This window comes from Pseudomonas sp. P129, from assembly GCF_020312195.1.
In the GTDB taxonomy this organism is placed as follows: domain Bacteria; phylum Pseudomonadota; class Gammaproteobacteria; order Pseudomonadales; family Pseudomonadaceae; genus Aquipseudomonas; species Aquipseudomonas fragariae.
Map to the genome: position 1 here is coordinate 333,520 of NZ_JAGPYS010000002.1, position 22,850 is coordinate 356,369.

General features: G+C 56.7%; 15 protein-coding genes and 2 pseudogenes. 5 read left to right on the forward strand and 12 right to left on the reverse strand.

Annotation, left to right across the window (positions count from 1 at the left end; all coding sequences use genetic code 11):
* The first annotated feature begins 102 nt into the window (after positions 1–102).
* Both KBY02_RS06820 and adeC read left to right on the forward strand, forming a co-directional pair.
* Positions 103–933, forward strand: coding sequence for a helix-turn-helix transcriptional regulator (locus KBY02_RS06820; RefSeq protein WP_011267816.1), 831 nt, complete (start codon positions 103–105; stop codon positions 931–933).
* Complete coding sequence (adeC, locus tag KBY02_RS06825) at positions 930–2,348, forward strand: AdeC/AdeK/OprM family multidrug efflux complex outer membrane factor (RefSeq protein ID WP_024638702.1); 1,419 nt, start codon at positions 930–932, stop codon at positions 2,346–2,348. Before KBY02_RS06820 ends, adeC begins: the two co-directional genes overlap by 4 nt.
* Before the next feature lie 278 nt (positions 2,349–2,626).
* Here adeC and KBY02_RS06835 read toward each other — a convergent pair.
* The 3 genes and pseudogenes from KBY02_RS06835 to KBY02_RS06845 form a co-directional block, all read right to left on the reverse strand.
* Positions 2,627–3,297: pseudogene (locus KBY02_RS06835) on the reverse strand (helix-turn-helix domain-containing protein); the annotation flags it as partial.
* An 87-nt stretch (positions 3,298–3,384) separates the two neighbouring features.
* On the reverse strand, positions 3,385–3,990 hold the full coding sequence (locus KBY02_RS06840; protein WP_024638704.1) for a LysE family translocator: 606 nt from the start codon (positions 3,988–3,990) through the stop codon (positions 3,385–3,387).
* Between the two features lie 248 nt (positions 3,991–4,238).
* Entirely contained in the window at positions 4,239–5,414 is a 1,176-nt protein-coding gene (locus KBY02_RS06845) for an efflux RND transporter periplasmic adaptor subunit (protein ID WP_173924662.1), read from the reverse strand.
* Positions 5,415–6,177: 763 nt separating this feature from the next.
* Between KBY02_RS06845 and KBY02_RS06850 the strand changes: the two genes are divergently transcribed.
* Positions 6,178–6,966, forward strand: coding sequence for a helix-turn-helix transcriptional regulator (locus tag KBY02_RS06850; protein ID WP_024638706.1), 789 nt, complete (start codon positions 6,178–6,180; stop codon positions 6,964–6,966).
* Positions 6,967–8,016: 1,050 nt separating this feature from the next.
* Complete coding sequence (locus KBY02_RS06855) at positions 8,017–8,871, forward strand: helix-turn-helix transcriptional regulator (protein WP_003406836.1); 855 nt, start codon at positions 8,017–8,019, stop codon at positions 8,869–8,871.
* A gap of 427 nt (positions 8,872–9,298) precedes the next feature.
* On the opposite strand, the gene KBY02_RS26425 is transcribed toward KBY02_RS06855, so the two are convergent.
* Positions 9,299–9,436, reverse strand: a complete 138-nt coding sequence (locus KBY02_RS26425; protein ID WP_225650245.1) for a zinc-binding dehydrogenase — start codon at positions 9,434–9,436, stop codon at positions 9,299–9,301.
* The gene (locus tag KBY02_RS26430) at positions 9,400–9,705 is read right to left on the reverse strand and encodes an alcohol dehydrogenase catalytic domain-containing protein (RefSeq protein WP_374754958.1); all 306 of its coding nucleotides are present in this window, start codon (positions 9,703–9,705) and stop codon (positions 9,400–9,402) included. Before KBY02_RS26430 ends, KBY02_RS26425 begins: the two co-directional genes overlap by 37 nt.
* 253 nt (positions 9,706–9,958) lie before the next feature.
* Between KBY02_RS26430 and KBY02_RS06865 the strand changes: the two genes are divergently transcribed.
* Complete coding sequence (locus KBY02_RS06865; RefSeq protein WP_003406840.1) at positions 9,959–11,077, forward strand: metallophosphoesterase; 1,119 nt, start codon at positions 9,959–9,961, stop codon at positions 11,075–11,077.
* A 25-nt stretch (positions 11,078–11,102) separates the two neighbouring features.
* Here KBY02_RS06865 and KBY02_RS06870 read toward each other — a convergent pair whose 3' ends face one another.
* From KBY02_RS06870 to KBY02_RS06895, 7 genes and pseudogenes are all read right to left on the reverse strand, one after another.
* Positions 11,103–16,940, reverse strand: a complete 5,838-nt coding sequence (locus tag KBY02_RS06870; protein WP_116893820.1) for a DUF3320 domain-containing protein — start codon at positions 16,938–16,940, stop codon at positions 11,103–11,105.
* Positions 16,941–17,245: 305 nt separating this feature from the next.
* Positions 17,246–18,850 carry a putative bifunctional diguanylate cyclase/phosphodiesterase gene (locus tag KBY02_RS06875; protein WP_024660584.1) on the reverse strand — a complete coding sequence of 535 codons (1,605 nt, stop codon included), beginning with the start codon at positions 18,848–18,850 and terminating at the stop codon, positions 17,246–17,248.
* A 273-nt stretch (positions 18,851–19,123) separates the two neighbouring features.
* Positions 19,124–19,633: a methyl-accepting chemotaxis protein gene (locus tag KBY02_RS26435; protein WP_226489189.1), complete on the reverse strand. Its 510-nt coding sequence runs from the start codon at positions 19,631–19,633 to the stop codon at positions 19,124–19,126.
* Positions 19,634–19,663: 30 nt separating this feature from the next.
* Positions 19,664–20,485, reverse strand: a pseudogene (locus KBY02_RS26440) (PAS domain-containing protein); the annotation flags it as partial.
* A gap of 156 nt (positions 20,486–20,641) precedes the next feature.
* On the reverse strand, positions 20,642–21,292 hold the full coding sequence (locus tag KBY02_RS06885) for an RraA family protein (protein ID WP_058398628.1): 651 nt from the start codon (positions 21,290–21,292) through the stop codon (positions 20,642–20,644).
* A complete protein-coding gene (locus KBY02_RS06890) occupies positions 21,283–22,062 on the reverse strand; it encodes an IucA/IucC family C-terminal-domain containing protein (protein WP_104684186.1) in 780 nt (259 codons plus the stop codon). The genes KBY02_RS06885 and KBY02_RS06890 overlap by 10 nt, the downstream gene beginning before the upstream one ends.
* Entirely contained in the window at positions 22,059–22,850 is a 792-nt protein-coding gene (locus KBY02_RS06895) for an ABC transporter ATP-binding protein (protein ID WP_024641224.1), read from the reverse strand. Before KBY02_RS06895 ends, KBY02_RS06890 begins: the two co-directional genes overlap by 4 nt.

Here is a 22,850-nt window from a genome sequence, read left to right on the forward strand (position 1 = left end):
TCTAGTGATGTTAAGGCGCGAAGGATTTGAGCGTCCTGAGGGCGGAATTCACAGTCTGGTCGACAGAATTGCACGCAACTTCTGATCTTCAGGAATGGACATATGAACCGACAAGTGAATGCCAAAGATGAAGTGAAAACGCACATTTATCTGGAACTCGGGAAGCTGGTGTCTAGCGTCGGAGATGACATGTTTCTGAGCAACATGTACCAGTTAATCAATACATCGCTGGCTGTAAGCCGTGTGGAACTGAGCGAGTGGACCGTTGATGACAGTCAGGCGACGGTGACCGATGTACAGCTGCTGGGCTACGCGGGCGCTGAGTTGAATCCGCAGATGCAAACGGTGTGTCCGACCCGTGCCAGACACCGCAGCGACCATCCACTGGTCAAGCGCGTGCTGGAGGTAGAGGACGACCTGCTGATTCACCTGAACGCCCGGATGAAAAACCAGCAAGGCAATGACTGTCTCGGAACCTCCCACCAGTGCAGCATGATTTCGCGCAAGGCCAATCGCTGTTGTGTGATCTCACTGCACCGTCCGCAAGCTGACAAAGATTACTCGTTGCAAGAGCTGTCTTTTTTGAAATACCTCTCGGAGGCCCTGTTGCCTTTGTCGGAACGGCATGCCCGCGTACATCGCCAATCCGGTATGAAAAACGCTGGTGGCATGCTGTCTCACGGCTCGGTTCCCATTGAGTACAAGTACCTGCAACGCGAGTTCAACGAACGCTTGCTTGCCTGCGACGTCTCGCTATCGGCACGCGAGAAGGAGGCCTGTCTGGAATTCCTCGCGGGCGGCACAGTCCCTGAGATCGCCGAAAAACTCTGCGTCAAGAGCAGTTCCATCGAAACCTACCTGAAACGTTCCGCCGCCAAGCTGGGCATCAGCGGTCGACATGGACTGGCCAAATGGATGATAGGCGCAGAATGAACAGATCAATTGGCCCCTGGCTGTTTACGGCACTGTCCTTGAGCGGCTGCTCGTTGATTCCGGACTATCAGCGCCCGGCGGCACCGGTTGCCGCGCACTACCCACAATCCTCAGCCTATGCGCCAGCACTCTCTGGTCCGCTGGCGGCGGACATGGGCTGGCGTGACCTGTTCCGCGACCCGACGCTGCAACAGCTTATCGAAAGCGCCCTGCTCAACAATCGTGACTTGCGCGTTGCAGCGCTCAACGTCGAGGCCTATCAAGCGCAATACCGCATTCAGCGCGCCGATCTGTTTCCCGCGATCAGCGCCACAGGCAGCGGTACCCGGCAACGCCAGCCCGCCAGTATCACGCAGACCGGCGGCCCGGTGACCAGCGGTACTTATTCGGCAACGCTGGGTATCAGCTCTTACGAGCTTGATTTGTTCGGACGCATACGCAGTCTCAGCGATCAGGCCTCGCTCACCTATTTGTCCAGCGAAGAGGCCCGGCGCAGCACCCAACTAAGCCTGGTGGCGAGTGTCGCCACTGCCTACCTGACCTGGCGTGCCGACCAGGAGCTATTGGCCTTGACTCAGGACACGCTGATGTCCTACGAAAAGAGCCTGAAGCTGACCACTCGCAGCCAGCAAGTCGGCGCTTCTTCGTCACTGGACCTGGCCCAGTCGCGCACATCGGTGGAGAGCGCACGGGCAAGTCTGGCGACGTTCCAGCGCCAGGCCGCTCAGGACCTCAATAACCTGACTTTACTGGTGGGCACGGAGGTTGCGGACAGCGCGCCCAGCCGTCCGTTGTCCTCCGAATGGCTCGCTGAAGTGCCGGCGGGGCTGCCTTCTGATCTGCTGCAACGACGCCCGGACATTCTTGAAGCCGAATACCAGTTGCAGTCGGCCAACGCCAGCATCGGTGCTGCGCGAGCGGCATTCTTCCCGAGCATTACCCTGACGGCCAACGCCGGTACATCCAGCACCGAACTGTCCGGTTTGTTCAAAGGCGGTTCGGGAGGCTGGGTGTTTTCACCGCAGATCGATATCCCGATTTTCAACGCCGGCAGTCTGCGAGCGAGCCTGGATTATTCGAAAATCCAGAAGGATATAAGCGTTTCAAAGTACGAAAAATCGATACAGACCGCCTTTCAGGAGGTCGCCGATGGTCTGGCAGCGCGTCAGACCTACAAGCATCAGTTGAAGGCGCAGAGCGATCTTGTACAGGCCAACCAGGAGTATTACCGCCTTGCCGAACGACGTTACCGCATTGGCGTCGACAGCAGCCTGACATTCCTCGACGCCCAACGCTCTTTATTCAGCGCTCAACAAAACCTGATCACCGATCGACTGTCGCAGCTGACCGCCGAGGTCAATCTCTACAAGGCGCTGGGCGGCGGCTGGACAGAGCGTACATCAACACCCTTGTGAGGAACTGAAGATGGGCATATTCGAACCTGGAGCACATGTACGCCTTCGCTCGGGCGGCAGAATCATGGTGGTCAAGCATGAACCCGCGGTTACCCCGCTCCCGGACACTCTGCTCGTGCTGTGTGAGTACCGGTCAAAGAATCGCCTGGTGCAGGGCTTTTATTCGGAGCGGGATCTGATTCCTGCGCGCGGCGAGCCAATGCCCAATCATGGCTGAGAGCAACCCGGCCTGGCGGGTTGCGTCGCATCAGCAAGCACTTGCGCGCCGGTATTCAGTTCAGGCATTTCAGCCATGGCTGATACCGGCCCTCAATGGATCTGATCAAGCGCCCTGCAGGTAATTCAGTTTGCCATGCGGTAGTTGATCGGACAGGTAGAACCTCAAGAGCCCGGGCCTGGGTACTCCAAAACCCGGGACTGGCGTTGCTCATTACAACAAAACGCCAACGCCTTATTCGGACGTTTCGGATATACCTCCACCAACCTCCCCGGATTCCTCTTCAATACCCGAATCGCTGGATAGTTTTGGCGTGTGCGTCAGGTGCGGCTTCATGTCGTTGGCGGCCCATATGCGCTGGACGCTGGCTGGCGATATGCCGACCAGTTTCGCCATGCTTCGACAGCTCCATCGGGCATGGCCGATACGCGGCTGGGTGACTTGATCAAGAGTTTGTTTCAAGGCTTCGGCTGGCAGGTATGCCTTGCGGCCTCGTCCAGGAAGATCCACCAGGCCTGACAGGCGCAGCTCTCGAAAACGCTTGCACCAGCGGGTGACTGAAACAACCGATAGCCCGGTCAACCTGGCAATCTCGGTACGAGAACAGCCTTGTGCAGCGAGCAAAATCACCTGCGCCCGGCGGCCTTCGCGAGGGCTGATCGTCGCTGAATTCAAGCGCTGACTCAATTCGACTTGTTCCTCGTCACTGAGCACTATGTCTCGATAGCTCACGTGACGACTCCAACAGTGACTAACCACATAAGCACAATCAACGTTAGATAAATATTAAAGAGGCGGCGCAGTGACGGAGTGGGCAGTTCAGGTGAAAATCGTTGTTGCCGCGACGTTATACAAAGCAATAATCGCGAACAGTCCGATGACCAGTGAAACCAATCGATTGACTCGATTGCCCGCTATTATCGACGGTAGTTTTCGACCAAAAATGGCACCCAGCGCAACCCATGTCATACCGACAGGAAGAACCACGAGGGAAAAAACCGTCATGAATGAAAGGTAGCTTTCCACGTGCAAAAACGTCCCTGCGGGGGCTATGAGTGTGGCGAAAAACAGCCCTTTCGGATTGTTGAGTGTTGCCAAAAACAACGCGGAGACCGAAATCGGAGAGGGCTTTCCGTCGGGGTCCTGGTGAATCGAAAACCACAGTTTCAGGGAAATGTAGAACAGGAACATCACGGCCAGAACCTTGGTCGTCACCACCACCCAACCATAGTGTTCGATCAGAGCATCAATGGATAACCCCCACGCGCTAATCTGAATCACATAAGCCGCCCATTCGGCAGCGACCAGCTTCAGCGAATACGTACTCAGGCCACGACTGATCCCGGACTGCAGCAGCAGCGAATTGGTCGGCCCCGGCACCAGCAGCACGGTGAGCATTGCAATTGCAACGTAATACATGGTCATGCCCTGTACTCCAAAATAGTTTTCCAATTCACCAGGTTTTCAAACATTAAAACGACAGGCGCATGGGCCAGCGCTTACACCTTCAGGAATTCCCTGAAGCGGGCACCGATTGTTAATCCGCTAGTGACCTTATTTCTAAACGTACGCCCATTTCATTGATCAGACGCTTGCAAGGTGTGCGTTATCGATTTGACGTCGGCTGAAAACTGTCCTTGATCGCTTATTGCCAATACATCCTCGTCCTACCCTTAAACACCTTCCACACCGCCCCGCTCTCCGATGACCACTCTGTCGCCGGCTTTAAGCCCCGAACGTATTTCGACCCTGACCTGGTTATTGATACCCGGCCCTACGTAGGCTGTTCTGATCTCGTTACCTTCACCCAGCACCCTTACACTGTAGGTGCCGTCGTCCCGCCGATCACCCAGTGCGGCGACAGGGATCGTTAATACGCCCTCCTTCGCCTCCAGCACAATTCGCACGTTAGCGGTCATGTTGATGTAGAAGCGGTTTTCAAGGTTGAGGACATCGAAAAGAGCGTTGTAGAAGACGGCTTTGCCGCTTTCGGCTGTTGCTCCGGTCTGGCTTGCAGCGTCCACAGGACCCGGCTCGATCGCCTTGAGGGTGGCGTTATAGCGTGTGTCAGGATCGCCCGGGATAGTGAAGTAAATCGCAAGACCGGGTTTGATCTTGAGCACGTCGGCTTCGGAAACCTGCGCCTTCACGGTCATGGTGTCGAGTTGCGCCATCTTCAGAATGACCGGTGCCGTCTGGTCTGCAATGACTGTCTGGCCCTCCTGAGTGACGATGGCGAGGACCTGACCATCCATTGGTGCGAAGATTCGTGTGTAGTCGAGTTTGATGCGTGCGGCTTCTTCCTGCACGCGGGCCGTGTGTAATTGTGCGGTGAGCGACACCAGGTTGGCGCGTTGGGTCTCCAGCTCGAATCGGGCCTTGTCCTGATCCGCTTTGGAAACCGCCGTCGTAGCGCCCAATTCCTGATATCTACGATCATTCGACTCGGCAAGTTTCAACCTGTGCAGTGTCGCGTCCCGCTCAGACGTGAGTTGTTCGATCTTGACAACCGCCTGGCGCAGAGCATTTCTGGCGGGCAGTGGATCGATCTCTGCCAACAGCTGGTTTTTTTTGACCTGGTCACCTGGTTTGACTTTCAGGGACTGCAATTGCCCGGAAACCTGGGCGCCAACGTCCACTTGATTACGCCCCTGAAGCACACCCTGTGCGGATACGGCGTACTCAATGTCCGTAACTTCTGCTGCGGCTGATAGAAAGGCAGTCTCTTCTTCTCCGCTGGCGCCCTTATAGAAGGCATAGCCTGCCAGCGAAACCGTCAGATCGATCAGGACGATTCTCAAAAGGATTTTGCGGACATTCAATTTCCGGAAAAAGCCGACCATGCTCACGGTATTCCCCGCTCAATGGGCGTCCCGGATCTCGGATGAATCAACGGATCAACACTTAAATAAAGGGCGTACATGAGAGTCTCTACTTCGATACTACAGCTGTCCTGCGAGGCAGGCGTTCATCCTGCAGCCATGTACTAATGGAAACATCAGGGCCTGTGTGCGTCTGTCCCCGCATTCCGGGACATTGTCGCGGGGCGTCGCCGATTGCTCTATCCGGCTTTTCCGGATGGCGGCCTGGACGAGAACCGATTCCTGTGCGGGCACTGTGGACGGTGCCGCCGGACGGCTGTGTCTGAAACGCAAAAGCGAAATATATTTTGAGCACGCTACAGCGGCCGCGAGAGGCAATAGCGCAGGCGTGAAAACTTTATTTTCGAGACACCCGGCCCGTCATGTATGTCGCTGTAAACGTCGTGCCTGAGTAGTTGCACCGGTGATGTTTCGAAACGGCCAGCCGTAAAAGATCTTTTATTCTGAGACGTTGCACTGAATGTCCTCTTATGGTTTTTGCCAAGTACTAGGTGAACACAGTGGGCGCTGGCGAACCGGCCTGTAGCGAGACGTTTGTCCCCCTTTTCCCCTACAGACTGAGCAGGGTCCCTATGTGTAAATTCTTTAAGGCGCTAGTAATATTGTCCTACAATCAGACAGTATACTCATTACTAGGCAATAAGAGGGCTGCCCTGTATGCGAGGTTGCTTTTGGTTCGGCTGGAGACTAACGCCATGGGGGCAAATGTGTAATGGAAGCCAATCTACAAATGACGGGAAATCAGTCAGCGTATTTTTTGGAACTGGGGAAGTTAATCGCAAGTGTGGGTGATGCAGGATTCGCTGCGAACATGTATCAAATCATCGCGGCCACCGTCCCCATCGATTTCCTTGACCTGAGCGAATGGACGATCGACGAGAATGAAGGAAGCGTTATCAGCATCCAGCCTCTGGGGCAAGAGAACGCCGATCACAAACCGATGAGCCTGACTGTGTCGCAGAACCAGGAGATGCTGCTCGCTCGAATGCTCAATGTGGACGACTTTCTGCTCGTTCATCTGAAACCACTCTGCAGCGTTGGACAGGCCAGCTCTGGTTCGTCGGGTACGTATCACTGCAATCTCGTGTCGCGCAAGTCGAACAGGCGCTATGTCATTTCCTTGCACCGCGATCAGCACCAACGTGACTTTTCACTTCACGAATTATCGTTCTTGAAAAATTTTTCAGAGGCATTGCTGCCCCTGCTGGAGCGACATGCCCAGACGACCCGTACCTTGTGCAATGCGCACGCTGACAACGAAGCCATTACACAGGGCGGCCAGCAGCTTCACCGTGAATTCAACGAAAAGCTGAGCCAGTCGGAGGTCCGGTTGTCATTGCGTGAAAAAGAAATCTGCCTTGGCATTTTGGCGGGTGCGACGGTTCCAGAGCTGGCTGACAAGCTGCACGTCAAGAACAGCTCTATCGAGACCTACCTCAAGCGCGCCGGAGCGAAACTTGGCGTGAAGGGGCGACACGGTTTGGTCAAGTGGATGACAGGCGTATCTCAAATAGCGTGAGCCAGCCTCCACCGCAGAGCGTTGTTAGCCGTTCGATCGACTGGCGGCTGAAGTCAATCTGCACCAGGCGGTCGGCCCAGGCAGCTCCGAGACGACGCTACCCGGCCGCACTGTCAGCCAACGGGCCATCCATCGGCTAAACAGACTGAATCTACTGTTCTGCGGCAAACAGAATTAAACAATGGCTTGTAGAGAAACCAACATAAAATAAAATAGAAAACAAGCGCGTCCTGATGAAGGGTGTTATTGCTCGCATTTCCTATGCACTAACGCAAGGGCTTATTCACTTGCTATCCAGCCCAATAAATAGTAGGTCGCGACGCGCCGGGGCACTCACGCGCTTCTTCCCGATGCGCAGCACATCCAGTAATGCGACGCGGAATGACACGCAGCCCTATAGAAGCAGTAGTGTGAGATACCTCTCTTTTCGATTAATCTTTTTTCATTGCAATTCAGGCGTGAAACATGAACTATATGGTTAGTATTCGGTCATAACGGTCAGCGTAGCTTAATTCAAGCTTTTTGTGACCTATATGATCACCTTAATATAAAAAACGGTGCTGCACGACCCGTATCGCCACGCCCCGTGCGCATACGCCGACAACATGGATAGGGATAGGAGTTGATCGTCATGCCAACGTTACTGCCTGCTTTTACACCGCCACTTCAGGCTGCAGGGTGGCGCCCTCCAGGGCGACTGTCATCAGCCAGTCCGCTAGTTATCCAGAGTGATTCGCATTTCCCGGAGGCGTGCAGGAAATGCCAAACTCAATAAAAATCGATAAAAGTCGCCACTGTTAAACAGTGCAGTGTGTAGGGTTAGCGTTCTCGCTTTTCGTAACGCGCTTGACTTTTTATTATTGTACGCTCCTGGACACCGTTCCTATTTAACTTTCAACCTATTGCTGAACCTTTATAAACTTTGTATGACGATCTACATACAACCTGTTTGCCCACAGGACTCAAAGAATACAAAACACTTACTTATTCATCTGCTGAATCAAGGCTGCGCCTTGGCGTGTCTCTTTATAAACGGAAAAAGGAACCCCGATGAACATGCAACAGCTTTTCCCGCATCTCGGCAAAGTGATCTCCGGTATTGGAAGCCGTCAGTTCGCCCGCTTGCTCCACGAGATGATTACCGCTTCGCTGCCCGTGGATGCGACCCATGTCATTCAGGGACTCAGTCGATCTACGAATGAAGTAACCGGCACTCACGCCATCGGTGTCTTTGGTGGAAATCTGCACCAGGTGCTCAACCCGGGGATCGACAACAGACGTCTGGAGCCTGTTCTGTTGAGCCCGACAGAGCTGGCAGACACTCGCGTCGACAGATCCATCAGGTTCGAGTCACCCGCCTACAACGCGCAGGAGAAGCCAGGTGAACTGCACCCTCATGCATCTCTCCCCCAGGTACATCTCGCCTACCCGGGCAAGGGTGAATATGTACTGTCGGTTTATCGGTCACCCTCTGCTAAGGCATTCACCAGTCAGGAGCGCGCCCGTCTCAAGGACCTGTCCTGGGTCGTGTTGCCCATTGTGAAGCAGCATATCGCGACTGTGACGCCTACCCTTATTTCGACAATCCCCTCGCCTGTCACAAAAAGCCTGAAAAACAAAGATGCCATGGAAGGCCTGCGTCAGCGTTTCCTTGGCCGCCTCGAGGCCTCTGCGCTGAGCCTGTCTTCGCGCGAAACCGAAGTGTGTGTCGGGCTGCTGGCCGGTCTCACAGTACCGCAACTGGCGGACAGGCTTGATCTGAAAGTCAGCACGGTGGAAAGCTACTTCAAACGCGCTGCGGTAAAAATGGGCATCGCCGGTCGCAGTGCGCTACTTCGCTGGTTGCATACCGAGCATAGCGTGCAGCACTCCATCCCTGTAGAGATGTTTCAGGCAGCTGTCTGAGCAGAAGGCGTCCAATTGCTGTTCCACGTTCGGGGATTCTCCCGCCATGCAGCGGTACGGTCTGTAGATCGGTTGATACCCGTCGCGACCGCGACCGCCGCGCCATCGGGCGTATGCCAGAGATCATCACCGCATCGCTCGACTGATCAACGTCGAGTGTAGACGACCACCCTGTTCAGGCATGTGCGCATCGCCATTCCTTGCGCCCATAAAAAAACCCGCCGAAGCGGGTCGTTTTTCTATCAATACCATTCCAACATCCTGTCAGTAGCCATCCCGGCAATAGTGATCATCCTTGACCTCCGAAGCGCCTCCTGCGCAACGGTTGATGGGTATAGATTGCTACTTCGCGAGCGAGTCGTACAGGGCTGATCCGCTCCGGCTCGTGTAAGCCTTTCGCTATAGGTTCAACTACGGCGCGGTGACCTCACTGCTGTTCGAACTCGATCAGTACCTTGCCGATGTGCTGCGCGGCAGCGAAATACGCGTAGGCCTCGGGGGCATCGGCGAATTTGAATGTCCTGGCGACTACCGTTGCAATTCCATTGGCCTCGATGGCTTGAATAAGAACTCAGCCAACGCCACTCCGCCGGTCCCCAGACACAAAACGAGTTCAGCCGGTTTGACCTGGCTGACGCCCTCGCCTACCGCGATGACCTCACCCACGCTTTCGGACATGGGAATGCGCTCTGGTAATTGTCTGGGGCCGTATCTGCCACGCAGGATTTGAACATCCCGGATGATGAGGCTCACCAGGCGCGGCGCCACGCACGATAGTCTGCCCCGGCCCGGCGATCGGCTCGGGCCGCGTGTTCTGCAGCGTGTCGCCTGCACGATACCTGCTCAGCGCTATCGATGTGGGTGCCTGCCGATATATCGACACGTTCAAGCATGGCTCGACAATCGCCGCTCGTTACCAGAAACTTGGCAGCTCAGGTCTGCTTGTGTCGCAATTCTGCCTCGGTACGATGATCTTTGGCACCCCGGCCCGGCAATACGCTGCAGTACGAGAATAGTTCGACCTCATTACTGCCCGTGCCCTTGACGCAGTTATCCTCTTCATCGATATCGCCAACGGAGCACGTTAATGTTTCACGTCATGTTCAGCATGCCCTGCCTGTACGTCATCGCCCGATTCCTATGGCCGATGCCCTGGGCGTTATCGGCGAAAATCGCCGTTGCGGTGCTGCTTGTCCTTGCCTCGCAATACCATCTGTATTGCCGGTTTTCCTCCGGCAGCGTGTTCTCGCCGGAGTTTCCACGCTACATCGTGATGCTGTTCAACTGGGCGTTCGGCGCGATCCTGTTGCTGGCGGTACTGCAAATCATTGTCGACATCGGCACATTGCTGACGATGCTGGTGCGCTGGCAGACGCTGAGCATTCCGGCCAATCTGCGGTACTTCATCGGTGTGGCAGCTCTGGTGCTGGCGGCAGTCGGTGTCCAGCAGGCCGCGCGCGTGCCGCCGGTGAAAGACATCCAGATCGCGATTAAAAACCTGCCTCCGCAATTCGACGGCTATAAAGTGTTGCAACTGACGGACATGCACATCAGTCGTCTGTTCGATGCGCCGTGGACGCGTGAGGTCGTCAAGCAATCAAATGCGCTGGGTGTCGATCTGATCGTCATCACCGGCGATCTCATTGACGGCTCGCTCAACGACCGGAAGCAGGATATCGAGGCCCTGCGCGATTTGCGTGCGCCGGACGGCGTGTACGTCATCCCCGGCAATCATGAGTACTTTTTTGATAACCAGGCGTGGATGCAGCACTTCGTCTCTCTGGGCATGATCCCGCTCGCCAACAGCCACACGCTGATCGAGCACGACGGTGCACGCATCGCTCTGGCCGGCGTCACCGATGTCACGGCGCCGAAAACCGGCTTCCCCGCGCCTGACCTGCAAAAAGCCATAGCAGGCATCGCGAAAGACACTCCGATCATCCTGCTCGACCATCAACCCAGAAACGCGGAGGAAACAGCGACCCACGGCGTAGCGCTGCAACTCTCCGGGCATACCCATGGCGGCATGATCTTTGGCCTTCACTGGCTGCTGGCCCTGGCCAACGGCGGATTTGTGTCGGGGCTTTATGAGGTGGGCGGGATGCAACTGTACGTCAACAACGGCACCGCACTCTGGCCGGGGTTTGCCATTCGGCTTGGCAAACCTTCGGAATTGACCCGGATCACGCTTCGGCGGGCGCTTTAGCGCCCCATCAGCGGGGCGCTAGCTTTTATGCACTGAAGATTCGCTCCATCCGTTCACGCGCAGGTCCTGTGAGGCGCTTTATACCGAACAATCGAGCAACCTCCAGGGCCTTGTCTTCGGCATCGACATTCGCCGCTGCAATGCTTAATTCTTCAGCAGCAACCTCTTCTATGGCTCGTGTGTCCTCGCTTGAGGCCGGAACCCGGTATGTCGTCCATCCGGCCACGTCGCCTTCCGCGTGCCAGACGAATACCTCTTCAAACCCCGCTTGCTGGACATAATGATGCTGTTCCGCCAACTCCAGCACGCGGTCTCTGATAAGCCGCCCCGAGCGTTGGAAACCATGTGCACGCGCAATGCGCTGGACTAAAACTGCATCGAGAATCGGCGCTTCCTGGCGCAGCACCTCTTCAATGAGCTGGCGAAGTACCGGCGTGTAACCAGGCAGGTGAAACTGGTCGGCCTGGATCAGTGGCGCAAGGGCAGAAAGGTCGGCTATGCGATAGATACCCTTCTGCCCCGCGGCGGCAGGTGGAAGGTCATGAGACCGCGCTATGCGAATCTCACCCGTCTCCGCCGACAACTCACTGATTGGGGCAGCCAGCTCTTCAGATGACTCGCCACTGATGCGGGGACCGTTAGAAAAGTCTATGACGACAGGCTCGGCCGTTGGCGGCTCTGGTATCCGATGGTCCTCTGTTTCTGCCCGGGATTGCGCCAAAAGATCGTTCAACGCTGCGTTCAGCCTCTGCAATGCCCCTTCCTTGTCCACCCACCATTCCGTGGACCATAGCCGCACCAGACTCCAGCCGAGGCCACTGAGAATTGCTCCGCGGACCTTGTCCCGATCCCGGGCAGTGGCGGCGCTGTGATAGGTAGCGCCATCGCATTCGACGCCGGCCAGATAGTCACCCGGACGATCCGGATGGACAACTCCCAGATCAATGCGGAAACGAGAGACTCCGATCTGCGGAATCACTTGCCAACCGAGGCGCCGTAGCCCTTGAGCGACTGCTTCCTCGAACGGCGAGTCATAACCACCGACCGAGCCCTGTACCGCCTCGGCCAGGGCTTTTGGTCCGCGCTGGGCGAATTCTATGAAATGCTTCAGATCACGGACTGCACGGGCATTGGTCCGGTTCAGGTCGATCATTGACGGGTCAAAGGATGAGAACACCAGCATTTCCCGGCGAGACCGTGTGATGGCGACGTTCAGTCTGCGCCAGCCGCCGTCCTTGTTGAGGGGGCCAAAGTTCATGGACATGACCTGCGCACCCGGCTCGGTCGGGCCATAGCCTATCCCGAGCATGATCAGATCGCGCTCATCACCCTGGACTGTTTCCAGATTCTTGACGACCACCGGCTCGGTCTGTGTGTCCTGAAAAAACGGCTCGATCTGCGGGTATTGCTTGCGGGCGTTGTCCAACAGGTCATTGATCAGTTTTTGCTGGTCAGCGTTGAGCGTGATGATACCGATCGAGTGGCCAGCAGCCACGAACGCGGGATCGGTAAGGCGCTTGACTGTCTCGCTGACAATGGCTTCGGCTTCAGCCTGGTTGTAGCGCCCTTTGCCCTTTGCATAAACACCTTCAACCCGGCGCCACTCCACAGCACTTGCGCGGGTCTCTGCTGCCGGGAAGGTGATGAGATTACTGTCGTAGTAACGGTGATTGGAGAACGCAATCAGGCTTTCGTGGCGACTCCGGTAGTGCCAGCTCAGACTGTGACTTGGCACCCCTGCTCCCAGGCACTCGTCCAGAATACTTTCCATGTCTTCAGCGGTATCGTCGTCGCTGGCATTCGGGCCACGGTTGAAAAAGTTCGTCGGCGGCATTTGACGCGGGTCGCCTGCGATAACGACTTGCCTGCCTCGAGCTATCGAACCGATCGCGTCCCATGGAGCGATCTGCGAAGCCTCGTCGAAAATGACCAGATCGAATGGCGGTTGATCAGCGGGCAGGAACTGCGCAATCGACAGCGGGCTCATCAGCATGCAAGGCGCCAGACGATTCAGCGCGTCGCCCATTTCAACAGCCAGTTGCCTGACAGGTTTGTGACGGCGGGACTTCTGCAATTCATGCTTGAGAATGGCAAAGCCGCTGCTCTTGGGTATGTCATTTTTGGAGGGGATCAGGCCACAGAGTTTCGCCCGGATATAACGCACTGTCAGCTTCGCCATTTCGTCGTCCAGGCGAACGAAAGCGCCGATGTCGCTCATGTGTTCGGCAGCCACGAAATTCCTCAACAGCGGTTCACCGTCTATGCCTTGCGTGGCGAACCAATGGGCATAGGCCGTGATGAAGGTTTCCTCGATTGCAGCAGGTGACAGACTCCCTGCCTCGAGAGCACGGGCCAGACTTGCCAAACCAGCCTCACCTGCCTGCTCGCGAACCCGGCACCAATCGCACCATGCCTTGAGTTGCTCCTCCTGTTGCTGGATCGACAGCGAAGTAGCTCGCAACGCGCCAACGCTCGATTGTGTATCTGGACCGGCTGCAGACAATTCGGCAAACAGTCGAGCGGCGTCTTCGTAGCGAGACAAAGCCTGTTGCAAGGCTGATAACGCGACGCCGATTTGCCCGCCCGGCGCCAACATTTCATTGGCCTCAACGACCAGGCGTGCGACTGCGCTGCGCAATGAAACGAGGTGGTCCGGTGATTCGGCCAGGCCGCTCATCAGCCCGCGCAGGTTTTCGGCCAACGAGGCTGCACGAAATATCTGTGACACGTCACTGCTCAGGCCTTGCCAGCCCGGGATCGACTGCAGACCACCGGCCAATGTATCCAGTTCGTTCAGTTGCGCGTGCAGGCGCTCGAAAATCGCCAGGTCGCCAAGCGTGTCCGGCAGACCTGCTGCGCCACCTGAAGAGGCCAGTTTCTTCGCGACCTTTTTCTTGGCGAAAGTCGCCAGGAACCAGAACTTTCCTTCGGCATCTCGCCATTCGCTGCGCATCGCCTCAACGGGAATGCGACGACAGGCTTCGTCTGCATAATCCAGCGACAGACCTTCCTCAAGCTCTCGATAGCTTTCGATTAACTGGCACGCGCGCCGGGCTGCTGCGATACGCGCGACGGCATCGGGTGCAGAAGCAAATGAGAGGTTCAGTCCATAGGACTCCACGACCAGAGTCGCCAGTTCATCAAGATGCTGAACCTGCGCCACTTCAGCTACAGGCAAGTTCAGGTGCGTCAGGCCAAGAAGCTTTTCACTCGCCGCATTCAACGCGTCAAGGGCCTGCGGCAGCTCACGTGCGGCATTCGCAATGTGTGCCTGCCAGGCGTTCGACCACTGGGTCTGCGCCAAGGCGCCGAATTTGCCTGACAGATTACGTGCGGCATCACCGTTCAAGCCTAACCGACGCGACAGATCCAGCAACTGGCTGTACTCGTCAGCATCATGTTGCGTGCCTGATGGCCAGCTCAGCCTGGGTGTTTGAGGGCCATGATCACGCACCACACGACCAATCGCCTGATGCAGGGAGAGCCCGTTGCTCCAGCGTCGGTGCAGTACCTCGACCAGTTCGTTGAGTCGCGAACGCAGCGTCTGCAAACGAGTGGCTTCACGCTCCCATTCCTCGGCGCTCAATGCGTCGCTGACGTCCCAGGCGCGGTCCAACTGCTTCAGCACTTCAACTTTGGACGCCTTGCTTGAATGCAGCTCCAGGCAAAACTCGCCAAGCCCCTTCTCTGCCAGGCGACGGTAAACCACGTCCAGGGCTGCGCGCTTCTCTGCCACGAACAGTACGCGACGACCCAAGGCCAGATTGTGGGCAATCATGTTGGCAATGGTTTGCGACTTGCCGGTTCCCGGTGGCCCGTCCATGACAAAGCTGTGAGTACCGGCAGATGCCACCACGGCAGATAACTGCGAGGAGTCGGCGGGCAACGGAGCGAAAAGCATGGCGGGCGTTACTGACGAGTCCAGCTGCTCTGGTCTTGGAAACTCGTCTGAGCCGGAGAAGCCCTCATCTTCCTCAGAGGGGGCCAGCAAATGCTTGACCAAAGGGCTTTGCAGCAGCTGTGCTGCGTTGGCATTCAGGTCTTTCCACATCAGGTATTTGGCAAATGAGAAGGTGCCAAGAACGAGTTCGGTGCTCACCTCGAATCCTGGCACGTCACGCACTGCTCGCCGCACCATGTTCCATATGCCAGTCACATCAATGCCGCTTTCATCACTGGGTAGTTCGCCATCCAGCCCGGGAATCAGCAACTCGAAATCGTGCCGCAGCAATTCAAGCAGCGTAAGGTTGAAACGCGGTTCTTCATCAAGAAGACTGAGCGTCACCCCGGACAAGGCACTTTTACGTTCAAGTTTTACCGGCAGCAAAATCAGGGGTGCGGAGTAGGTTTTCGGGTCGTCGGCACTCTTCTTCCACTTGAGAAAGCCGATGGCCAGAAACAGCGTGTTTGCACCGCCCTCTTCCAGATCGCTACGCGCTTTGCGGAACAGATCGATCAGGGTTGCTTCAAGTTTTACCTTTTCCAGAGTAGCGAGCACTTCGCCGCGAGCCAGAGCCTGACGAGCAACTTCGTCGACCAGATTTTCATTATTCTGCTGCTCGTACAGGGCCACATCCCGGCCACTGCTTTTTAAGTCAGGTACTGACACGATGCGAATGCGCTGGCCACTGGAAAGCAGATCTTCAAGCACTGCCGGATCCGGGCATATCAGTCGCACGCCCTTTGCGCTGTCCGGAAGATGCAGGAGACGATTGCGAGTCGTCAGATCGAGGAGTTTACGTTGCCACAGCGTCAGTTTGCCGGCCGGACCTTCGCTGTCAGTATTAATTTCGACATCGAACCCCGGAAGCGCCGGAGCCTCCTCCAGCCCTTCAATAGTGGGTGGAGCATCGGCTGTCTCATCCGATCCCTCGGTGACTGAGACGAGCGCCATCGGACGAATCTTCTGCATCCGGGCACGGTGCAAATCGATGGCCATGATGAACTGCTCATCATCGAGCTGACGCTCGGCGGCTGTAATCGCCTGGGAAAAGCCCGGCGCAGGTGTTTGTGTAGAAAGGGTGGTTTCGAATACCACCATCTCCTTCAGATCCAGGCGTTTGCGTACTGCCGACGCCTCATCGGTCAACAATTGGGAAAACTCTTGAGGCTGCAACCAGACGCCTGCGAATGCGTGCCCCTTGGTCATGATAAGCAGGGCATTCAAGCCTGCCTGCTCCAACGCCGCCGCAAACAGCAATGCAGTGTCCAGACAGGTCGCTACGCCGTTTTCCAGAACCACACTCGGAGGCCGGACCTTCTGGCCCTGTTGCTCAAAGCTGGCCGGGGGCAATGCATAGCTCAACTGAAAGCTGCACACTGCGGACCAAATGGCAGAGGCAAGCTCCCAGGTTCGTGTGCGCGACTTGCTCTCATAGCCGTCAATGCCATCTTTCTTGCCCGCGCGCCGCAAAACCTGTGAGGCCGCTTTGAGTACGCGATCCACCGCGGGATCATTGGGCATGCAGAAAGCCGCAAGCAGCTCCGGCATGGCGCTCAAGCCGCCCCATTCTGTGCGCGCCAGCAGTTCTGTCGGGAAGCGCTGCTCGACGAGTACGTTGTCGCCCTGGGAAAGGCGCATCACCACGTCAGCGCTGAGGCTTTCAGTCAGCCCGGACAAATAACCTGCGTTAAGCTTGATATCACGCTCGGAAATGCTGAGGCGATCACCGGCATGAATGCGGTCTATACGCCAAGTGCGGCTCTCTACGAAATCCGGGTCGGTGCTTAAGGTCAGGGTCAGGTTTTCAAAACCGGTTTCTTCCTGGTTCCAGATACTCAATTCACGTACCAGCGGTACGGCGTTCTGGTGGGAGGCGAAACCGATCTTCCGGGCGATCAGCGCCTCAATCTTGATGTTCATTCACGGGCTCCTGCAGATGCGAGCGCTTGCCTTAGAGAGGCAGCCAAATGGGCATATAGTCCATGAGTCATCGACAATAAGGAATGCTTATATCTGAATCAGGCACCTCACCCGCATCAGGAACTCACATTGACGCTATCAGCGCCAATCCCGATCACAGTTCCTCGACGGCGCTGCAACTCGCTGCACTGGCAGAAAGCCGCAGGTTTTAGTGAGCGACAAGTATCAGAGAAACGCTTATCGCCTCCGGTGAATCTAAACTTCCGCATTGAAGTTCGAGAGCGCCGACTTGAAGCTCATGCCCCTTATTTTCCAGGAACCGCCAATGCCCTCACCGGCCCTTCGGAACCACTCATTGCCAGTAGCTCTTTCACCTGGGCCAACGGCAACGGTCGTCCGAACAGGTAGCCTTGGGCAAAGTCGCACTCATGGGTGGCCAGCCAGTCTGCGAGCCGTTCGTGCTCAACGCCCTCGGCGGTGATTTTCATGCGCAGGCTTTTACCCAGAGCGAGGATGGCCTTGACCATCTCGTTCTGGTTCTCAAGCGCCGTGTCGAAGAACGATCTGTCGATCTTGATCTTGTCGATGGCCAGCCTGGTCAGATGATAAAGACCTGAATAGCCGGTACCGAAATCGTCCAGAGCGACGCTCACGCCCATCGCGCGCAGACGCTCCAGATTCAGGCGGGCACTGTCGACATTGGCGACCAGTGCGTTTTCCGTCACTTCCACTTCCAGCCGACTCAGCGGAAATTTTCCTTCATTGGCCAGCTGTTCCAGCCAGTCAGGAAAGTCGGGGCTTTCGATCATCAGTGAGGTAACGTTGATCGCCAGCGTAAAGTCGCTTGGCCAATCGCGTGCCTGATCGAAGGCTTGAAGCAAAAGGGTCGCGGTGAGTGGCTTGATCAGCCCCAACTGTTCTGCCACGGGTATGAAGTCAAGCGGCAGGATGATCCCTCGCTCGGGATGCAGCCATCGCGCCAGCAGTTCGAACCCCGCCAGGTGTTGCTCGGGAAGGCTGACGATAGGCTGATAGAACGGTTGAATATCTTTCTCTTCGATAGCCAGGGTGAGTTCGCGCGCGAACTGCTCCTGCAGACGCTGCTCGCGCTCGAAGCTGACTTCATAGAAATGAAACCTGGCTCGGCCACCGGCTTTACCGCGGTACATGGCGCTGTCCGCACGTTGCAGCAAGAGGTCGGGGTCTGAGCCGTCCATTGGCGCAATGGCAATGCCGAGGGTCGCACTCAGGGCCACACGCGGCAGGCCAACGCTGAATGCTGCGATTTTGGCCAGAATATTTTCAGCGAGCGGCGCCAGTTCGGCATGACTGAAGTCACCACTGACCGCCAGACCGAACTCGTCGCCGCCCAGTCGAGCCACGGAAGCCTGCCACCCGACAGTGGCGTCGCGCAGGCTTTCGGCAACGGCGCAGATAGCCGCGTCTCCTGCCGCATGCCCGTGGGTATCGTTGATCAGCTTGAATTTATCCAGGTCGATCAGAAAAACCGCCGTCTGTGTCGCTGGTTGCTGCAACCGCGCAACCAGTTGCTCGTGAAACACACGCCGATTGAGCAAGCCGGACAATGGATCGTGGCGGGCCAGAGATTCGCTGAGCGCCTGTGACTCGAGCAAGTCGTTGTAACTGCTATGGAGTTGTTGCATCAGGCGTTTCAGAAGAATGAACGGTATCACCATCGATAACACGGCAAAGCCTGTCGAGGTCAATACAAAACGCCAACGCTCGGCATTTTCGAAGTCCTGGTCATAGGGCAAGCCCATTGCGGCCATGGCGAGGGATTCAAGTTCGAATTCCCACGCGATTGCCAACAGGAAAATAGAGAGCACATAAAACCACAATAAGGTGTAAAGGTACTTACGAACCATGTGTGGGCTGCGCAGGAAAGTCATAGTTACAATGCTCGAAATGAAGGCGGGTGCAACGGTTATAAGCAGCGTATCGGTAGCCGGCTATCAGTCTTGAGGCTGTAGCGTGGTGATTTCGATAGTGTTCGCCTTGCGCGAGTGCTGTCCCATGGATTTAATAAAACACACTCATTTAAAACGTCTATAAGCAGGTAGCGCTGCGACCATCAGTACACTTCCCTTCCTGTTTGACTGCGCAGTGAGTGACTCAGCGCAGAACACTTTTAGCGTCCCCTGAGTCACTCCGACTGCTCGCACTTAACTGGAGCGCTGGTCCACAAACCGGCTGACTGCCCGCACTACCGTGTTCGCGCCGTGCTGGATTTCCTGAATGACACGGTCTGCGTCATTGGCCAATACCAGCGCCTCGGACGCCTGTTCGGTGCTGCGCACAATCACGCCTACCGCGTCGGACGCCAGGCTTTGGTTGGTCTTCACGACGTTTACGATTTCTTCCGCCGCTTTTGTCGTGCGAGAGGCCAGTTGGCGCACCTCGTCGGCGACTACGGCGAAGCCCCTGCCCTGTTCGCCGGCCCTGGCGGCTTCAATCGCTGCGTTCAGCGCGAGCAGGTTGGTTTGTTCGGCAATGCCGCTGATGGTCTTGATGATTGTTCCAATCACCTGACTTTGCGAGTCCAGTGCTTCGATGCCTCGTGTGGCCTCTTCCATTGAAATGGTCAGCTGGCCGAGCATCTGCAGCGTGTCCTTGATAACTTTGCGGCCTTGCTGTGCGCTGCTGTCAGTATCGATAGAGGTTTGATAAGCCATTTCCGATGCTTCGGCGACGGCTTTCTCGCGCTCGACCTGTTCAGTGATCACAGTCGCGAACTTGGCAATTTTATAGAGTTTGCCGTTGGCGTCGGTAATCGGGTTGTAAGACGCCTCCAGCCATACATCACGACCGCCTTTGTCAATTCGACGGAAACGATCGACTATGAACTCACCCCGGCGCAGCCTTTCCCAGAATTGGGTATACGCGTCAGAGGCGGACTCTTCAGGCACACAGAACATCTTGTGATGCTTGCCTTTTATCTGATTCAGCTCGTAACCCATCGCCCTCAGAAAGTTGTCGTTGGCGCTGATGACCGTGCCATCGAGGGTGAAGTCGATAACAGCGGTGGAACGTTGCAGCGCATTGACCAGGGCTTCGTTCTCGCGCGAGGCTTCAATCGTTCGCGTCAGAACACTCGAATACAGAGTGATCTGCTCGACGCCGCCGGTTTCATTTTTATAGGGTACGACAATGGTTCTCAGCCACACCCTCGACCCTGTCTTGCTGACCAGGCGCAACGTGCCGCTGAAATGCTTGCCGTCGCGAATCGCGGTCAATGCGCGCTTCTGGTGAACGTCACCGCTCAGTTCCGGCGGGCTCAGTTCAGACAGGCTGCGCCCGACGAGCTCTGCCTGTGCGTAGCTCATCTCCGTCTCGAACAACGCGTTGACGGTCTGTATTTTGCCCGTGCCATCCAGCACGACGGCGACTGTCTCCAGATTGAGGATTTGCCCTGCTTGCTCAAGCATGGCGAGGCGGCGCTCCAATGCCTTATTGGTGTTTTTCAAATGCGAATTGAACATTGCGGCTATCCGGGACAGTTTGGGTTTGCAATCTGCATCGGTCATGGAACCGCAATCTTGAGCGGTGCAATCAAACTTAATACGAAAATAGCCTGCCTGTTGTCTGATTGTGACTATAGGATCCAAAAGTTATAACTATTGATCAATCGACAGTGGTTATATTCATGAATCACATCAAACGCGCTGTTTCAGGTTTCATTATCACTGTTGAGTTCTGCTGACCGTGTTCTCCCCATTCAGTCTGCCGAGAAACTCTTCCCTTCTTTTTCGGTCCGCACTCTCCTTGCCAAGCAATTCGGGCAACAGTTCGTTCGCCTGTTGCGGACTCAGAATAAATACCCCGTCATCATCCCCGACGGCGATATCTCCCGGCTTCACCTCCACGCCGCCTATATTGATCAATCCATTGAGCTCGCCGCTTTCCCCGAGACTGCGCGTCGTCATTGCGCTGACGCCACGGCTGAACACGGGCAGGCGATGTTCGCGCAAGGCGGCAACGTCGGTGACCGCGCCCGAGACGACGACGCCGCCAAGCCCCTTGATAAGCCCGGCCAGAGTGCGCAGTTCGCCCCAGCAGGCGCAATGCTCGTCGCCGACACATTCAATCACCAGTACATCGCCGGGCAGGCTGTTCAGCAGTGCGTCGCGCAGAATGCTGCCGTCGGGCAGTTGCAGTTTGACCGTGACAACGTTGCCGACCAGTCTGACCCCCTCGAACAGCGGTCTGATCCCGCGCAGGTAACCCACGTCGGTCAGATGGCCAATGGTTGACGCGGCAATCTCACGGTATTGCTCTATGACGGCGTCGCTGAGTTGTTGCTGGCGGTGTGCAATCTGCTTGTTCATCGACATTTTTTGGGCCTCAGTAACGGACAGGTCGAGCAATACTCGACGGGATTGCTGGCGTCGTAATAGAAGCAGCAGGTGCGCCGAAAACGGATGCTTTTGCCTTCGGCTTCCAGCACAACCGGTGGACGGCGGAAGTGTTTCAGCGGGTTGTAGGTCAGGCCGAACAGCGCCGGATCGGCCTGGTGCAGCAGCCAGTCGAAATCGGCTTCACAGCGCTGCCGGATCGCCGGGTCTTCGACCTTGTCCATGCGCTTGTCGTACAGCGAATACACGCGTACTGCGGTGTTTTCCCACAGAATGCGTCGGGAAATGCCAGTGACACGGTTGAAGGTTTCCCACAGTGGCTGAAGCAGGTCACGAAACAGGGTGGCCACGACAGCATCACGCCACGCCTCACGAGCGCCCGGTTCATAACCCACAGGCGTTGTATCGAGCAAGGGCATTGAAGAGGTCCAAAGGCCGTCATCGTGCGCGTATTCGACCACGCTGTTGTCCAGCGACAGGGCCAGGCCCTTGTCGTAGACCGACATCGCGTACAGGCAGGAACCGGTGCTCAGGAAGGAAAAGCGCTTGGCCAGCAACGATGCGGTGATTGCCTGGGTCGGAGAACCGATCACCGGCCCCAGCTCGCCAAGCAGTTGCTCGCAGACTGCGTCGTCCAGCAGCGCGCGGGCCGGCAGTGAGCGCGGATCGTGTTCACCTGCCGGCCTGAGTCGCAGCGCCCCGGACAGCAACGCCCATTCGGATTCGCTGAACGCCTGCGCCAGACTCATTGCGGCAGTTCCCGGCCAAAGGGAATGCACAACGGCGTACCAAAGAATGGATCGGCGATGATCCGGCAGTTGAGGCCGAAGACCTGCTTGACCAGCGCCTCGCTGAGGATATCCGCCGGACGCCCCTGGGCGAAGGCGCTGCGTTCGTGGACAGCGACCATATGATCGGCGTAACGGCAGGCCAGATTCAGGTCATGCAGGACCATCACGATGGTCTTGCCCTCTCGCCGATTCAGGTCGCGCAACAGGTCCAGCACTTCGATCTGATGAGCCAGATCGAGAAAGGTCGTCGGCTCGTCCAGCAATACAATGTCGGTATCCTGCGCCAGGGTCATGGCGATCCATGCGCGCTGACGCTGACCACCTGACAGGGCATCGACGGGTCTGTCGGCCAGTTCCTGCATGCCGGTCTGCGCCAGAGCCCGTGCGACCATGGCCTCATCCTCGGCGGACCATTGCTGCATCCAGTTCTGATAGGGATAACGCCCCAGCGCCACCAGTTGCCGCACGCTGATGCCTTCCGGTGCGCTGGGCATCTGCGGCAGAATCGCCAGTTCACGCGCGACGGTCGCAGTGGACTTCTGATGGATGTCGGCACCGTTGAGCACGACGGTGCCCTGCTGGGGTTTGAGCAGGCGCGCCAGGGATTTGAGCAAGGTGCTTTTGCCGCAACCGTTACTGCCGATCAGCACGGTCACCTGGCCTGCGGGTAACTGCAGATCAAGGCTATCGATGATCACCTGCCGCTGGTAACTCAGGGTCAGGTCGTGGGTTGCGATTGACGCCAT

What these genes read in the sequence shown, in the direction of transcription:
- KBY02_RS06885 (WP_058398628.1), bottom strand. Translation starts at nt 21,292, where the DNA reads ATGTCGATGAACAAGCAGATTGCACACCGCCAGCAACAACTCAGCGAC.
- KBY02_RS26435 (WP_226489189.1), bottom strand. Translation starts at nt 19,633, where the DNA reads ATGGCTTATCAAACCTCTATCGATACTGACAGCAGCGCACAGCAAGGC.
- KBY02_RS06895 (WP_024641224.1), bottom strand. Translation starts at nt 22,850, where the DNA reads ATGGCGTCAATCGCAACCCACGACCTGACCCTGAGTTACCAGCGGCAG.
- KBY02_RS06865 (WP_003406840.1), top strand. Translation starts at nt 9,959, where the DNA reads ATGTTTCACGTCATGTTCAGCATGCCCTGCCTGTACGTCATCGCCCGA.
- KBY02_RS06890 (WP_104684186.1), bottom strand. Translation starts at nt 22,062, where the DNA reads ATGAGTCTGGCGCAGGCGTTCAGCGAATCCGAATGGGCGTTGCTGTCC.
- adeC (WP_024638702.1), top strand. Translation starts at nt 930, where the DNA reads ATGAACAGATCAATTGGCCCCTGGCTGTTTACGGCACTGTCCTTGAGC.
- KBY02_RS06820 (WP_011267816.1), top strand. Translation starts at nt 103, where the DNA reads ATGAACCGACAAGTGAATGCCAAAGATGAAGTGAAAACGCACATTTAT.
- KBY02_RS06875 (WP_024660584.1), bottom strand. Translation starts at nt 18,850, where the DNA reads ATGACTTTCCTGCGCAGCCCACACATGGTTCGTAAGTACCTTTACACC.
- KBY02_RS06855 (WP_003406836.1), top strand. Translation starts at nt 8,017, where the DNA reads ATGAACATGCAACAGCTTTTCCCGCATCTCGGCAAAGTGATCTCCGGT.
- KBY02_RS06850 (WP_024638706.1), top strand. Translation starts at nt 6,178, where the DNA reads ATGACGGGAAATCAGTCAGCGTATTTTTTGGAACTGGGGAAGTTAATC.
- KBY02_RS06870 (WP_116893820.1), bottom strand. Translation starts at nt 16,940, where the DNA reads ATGAACATCAAGATTGAGGCGCTGATCGCCCGGAAGATCGGTTTCGCC.
- KBY02_RS06840 (WP_024638704.1), bottom strand. Translation starts at nt 3,990, where the DNA reads ATGACCATGTATTACGTTGCAATTGCAATGCTCACCGTGCTGCTGGTG.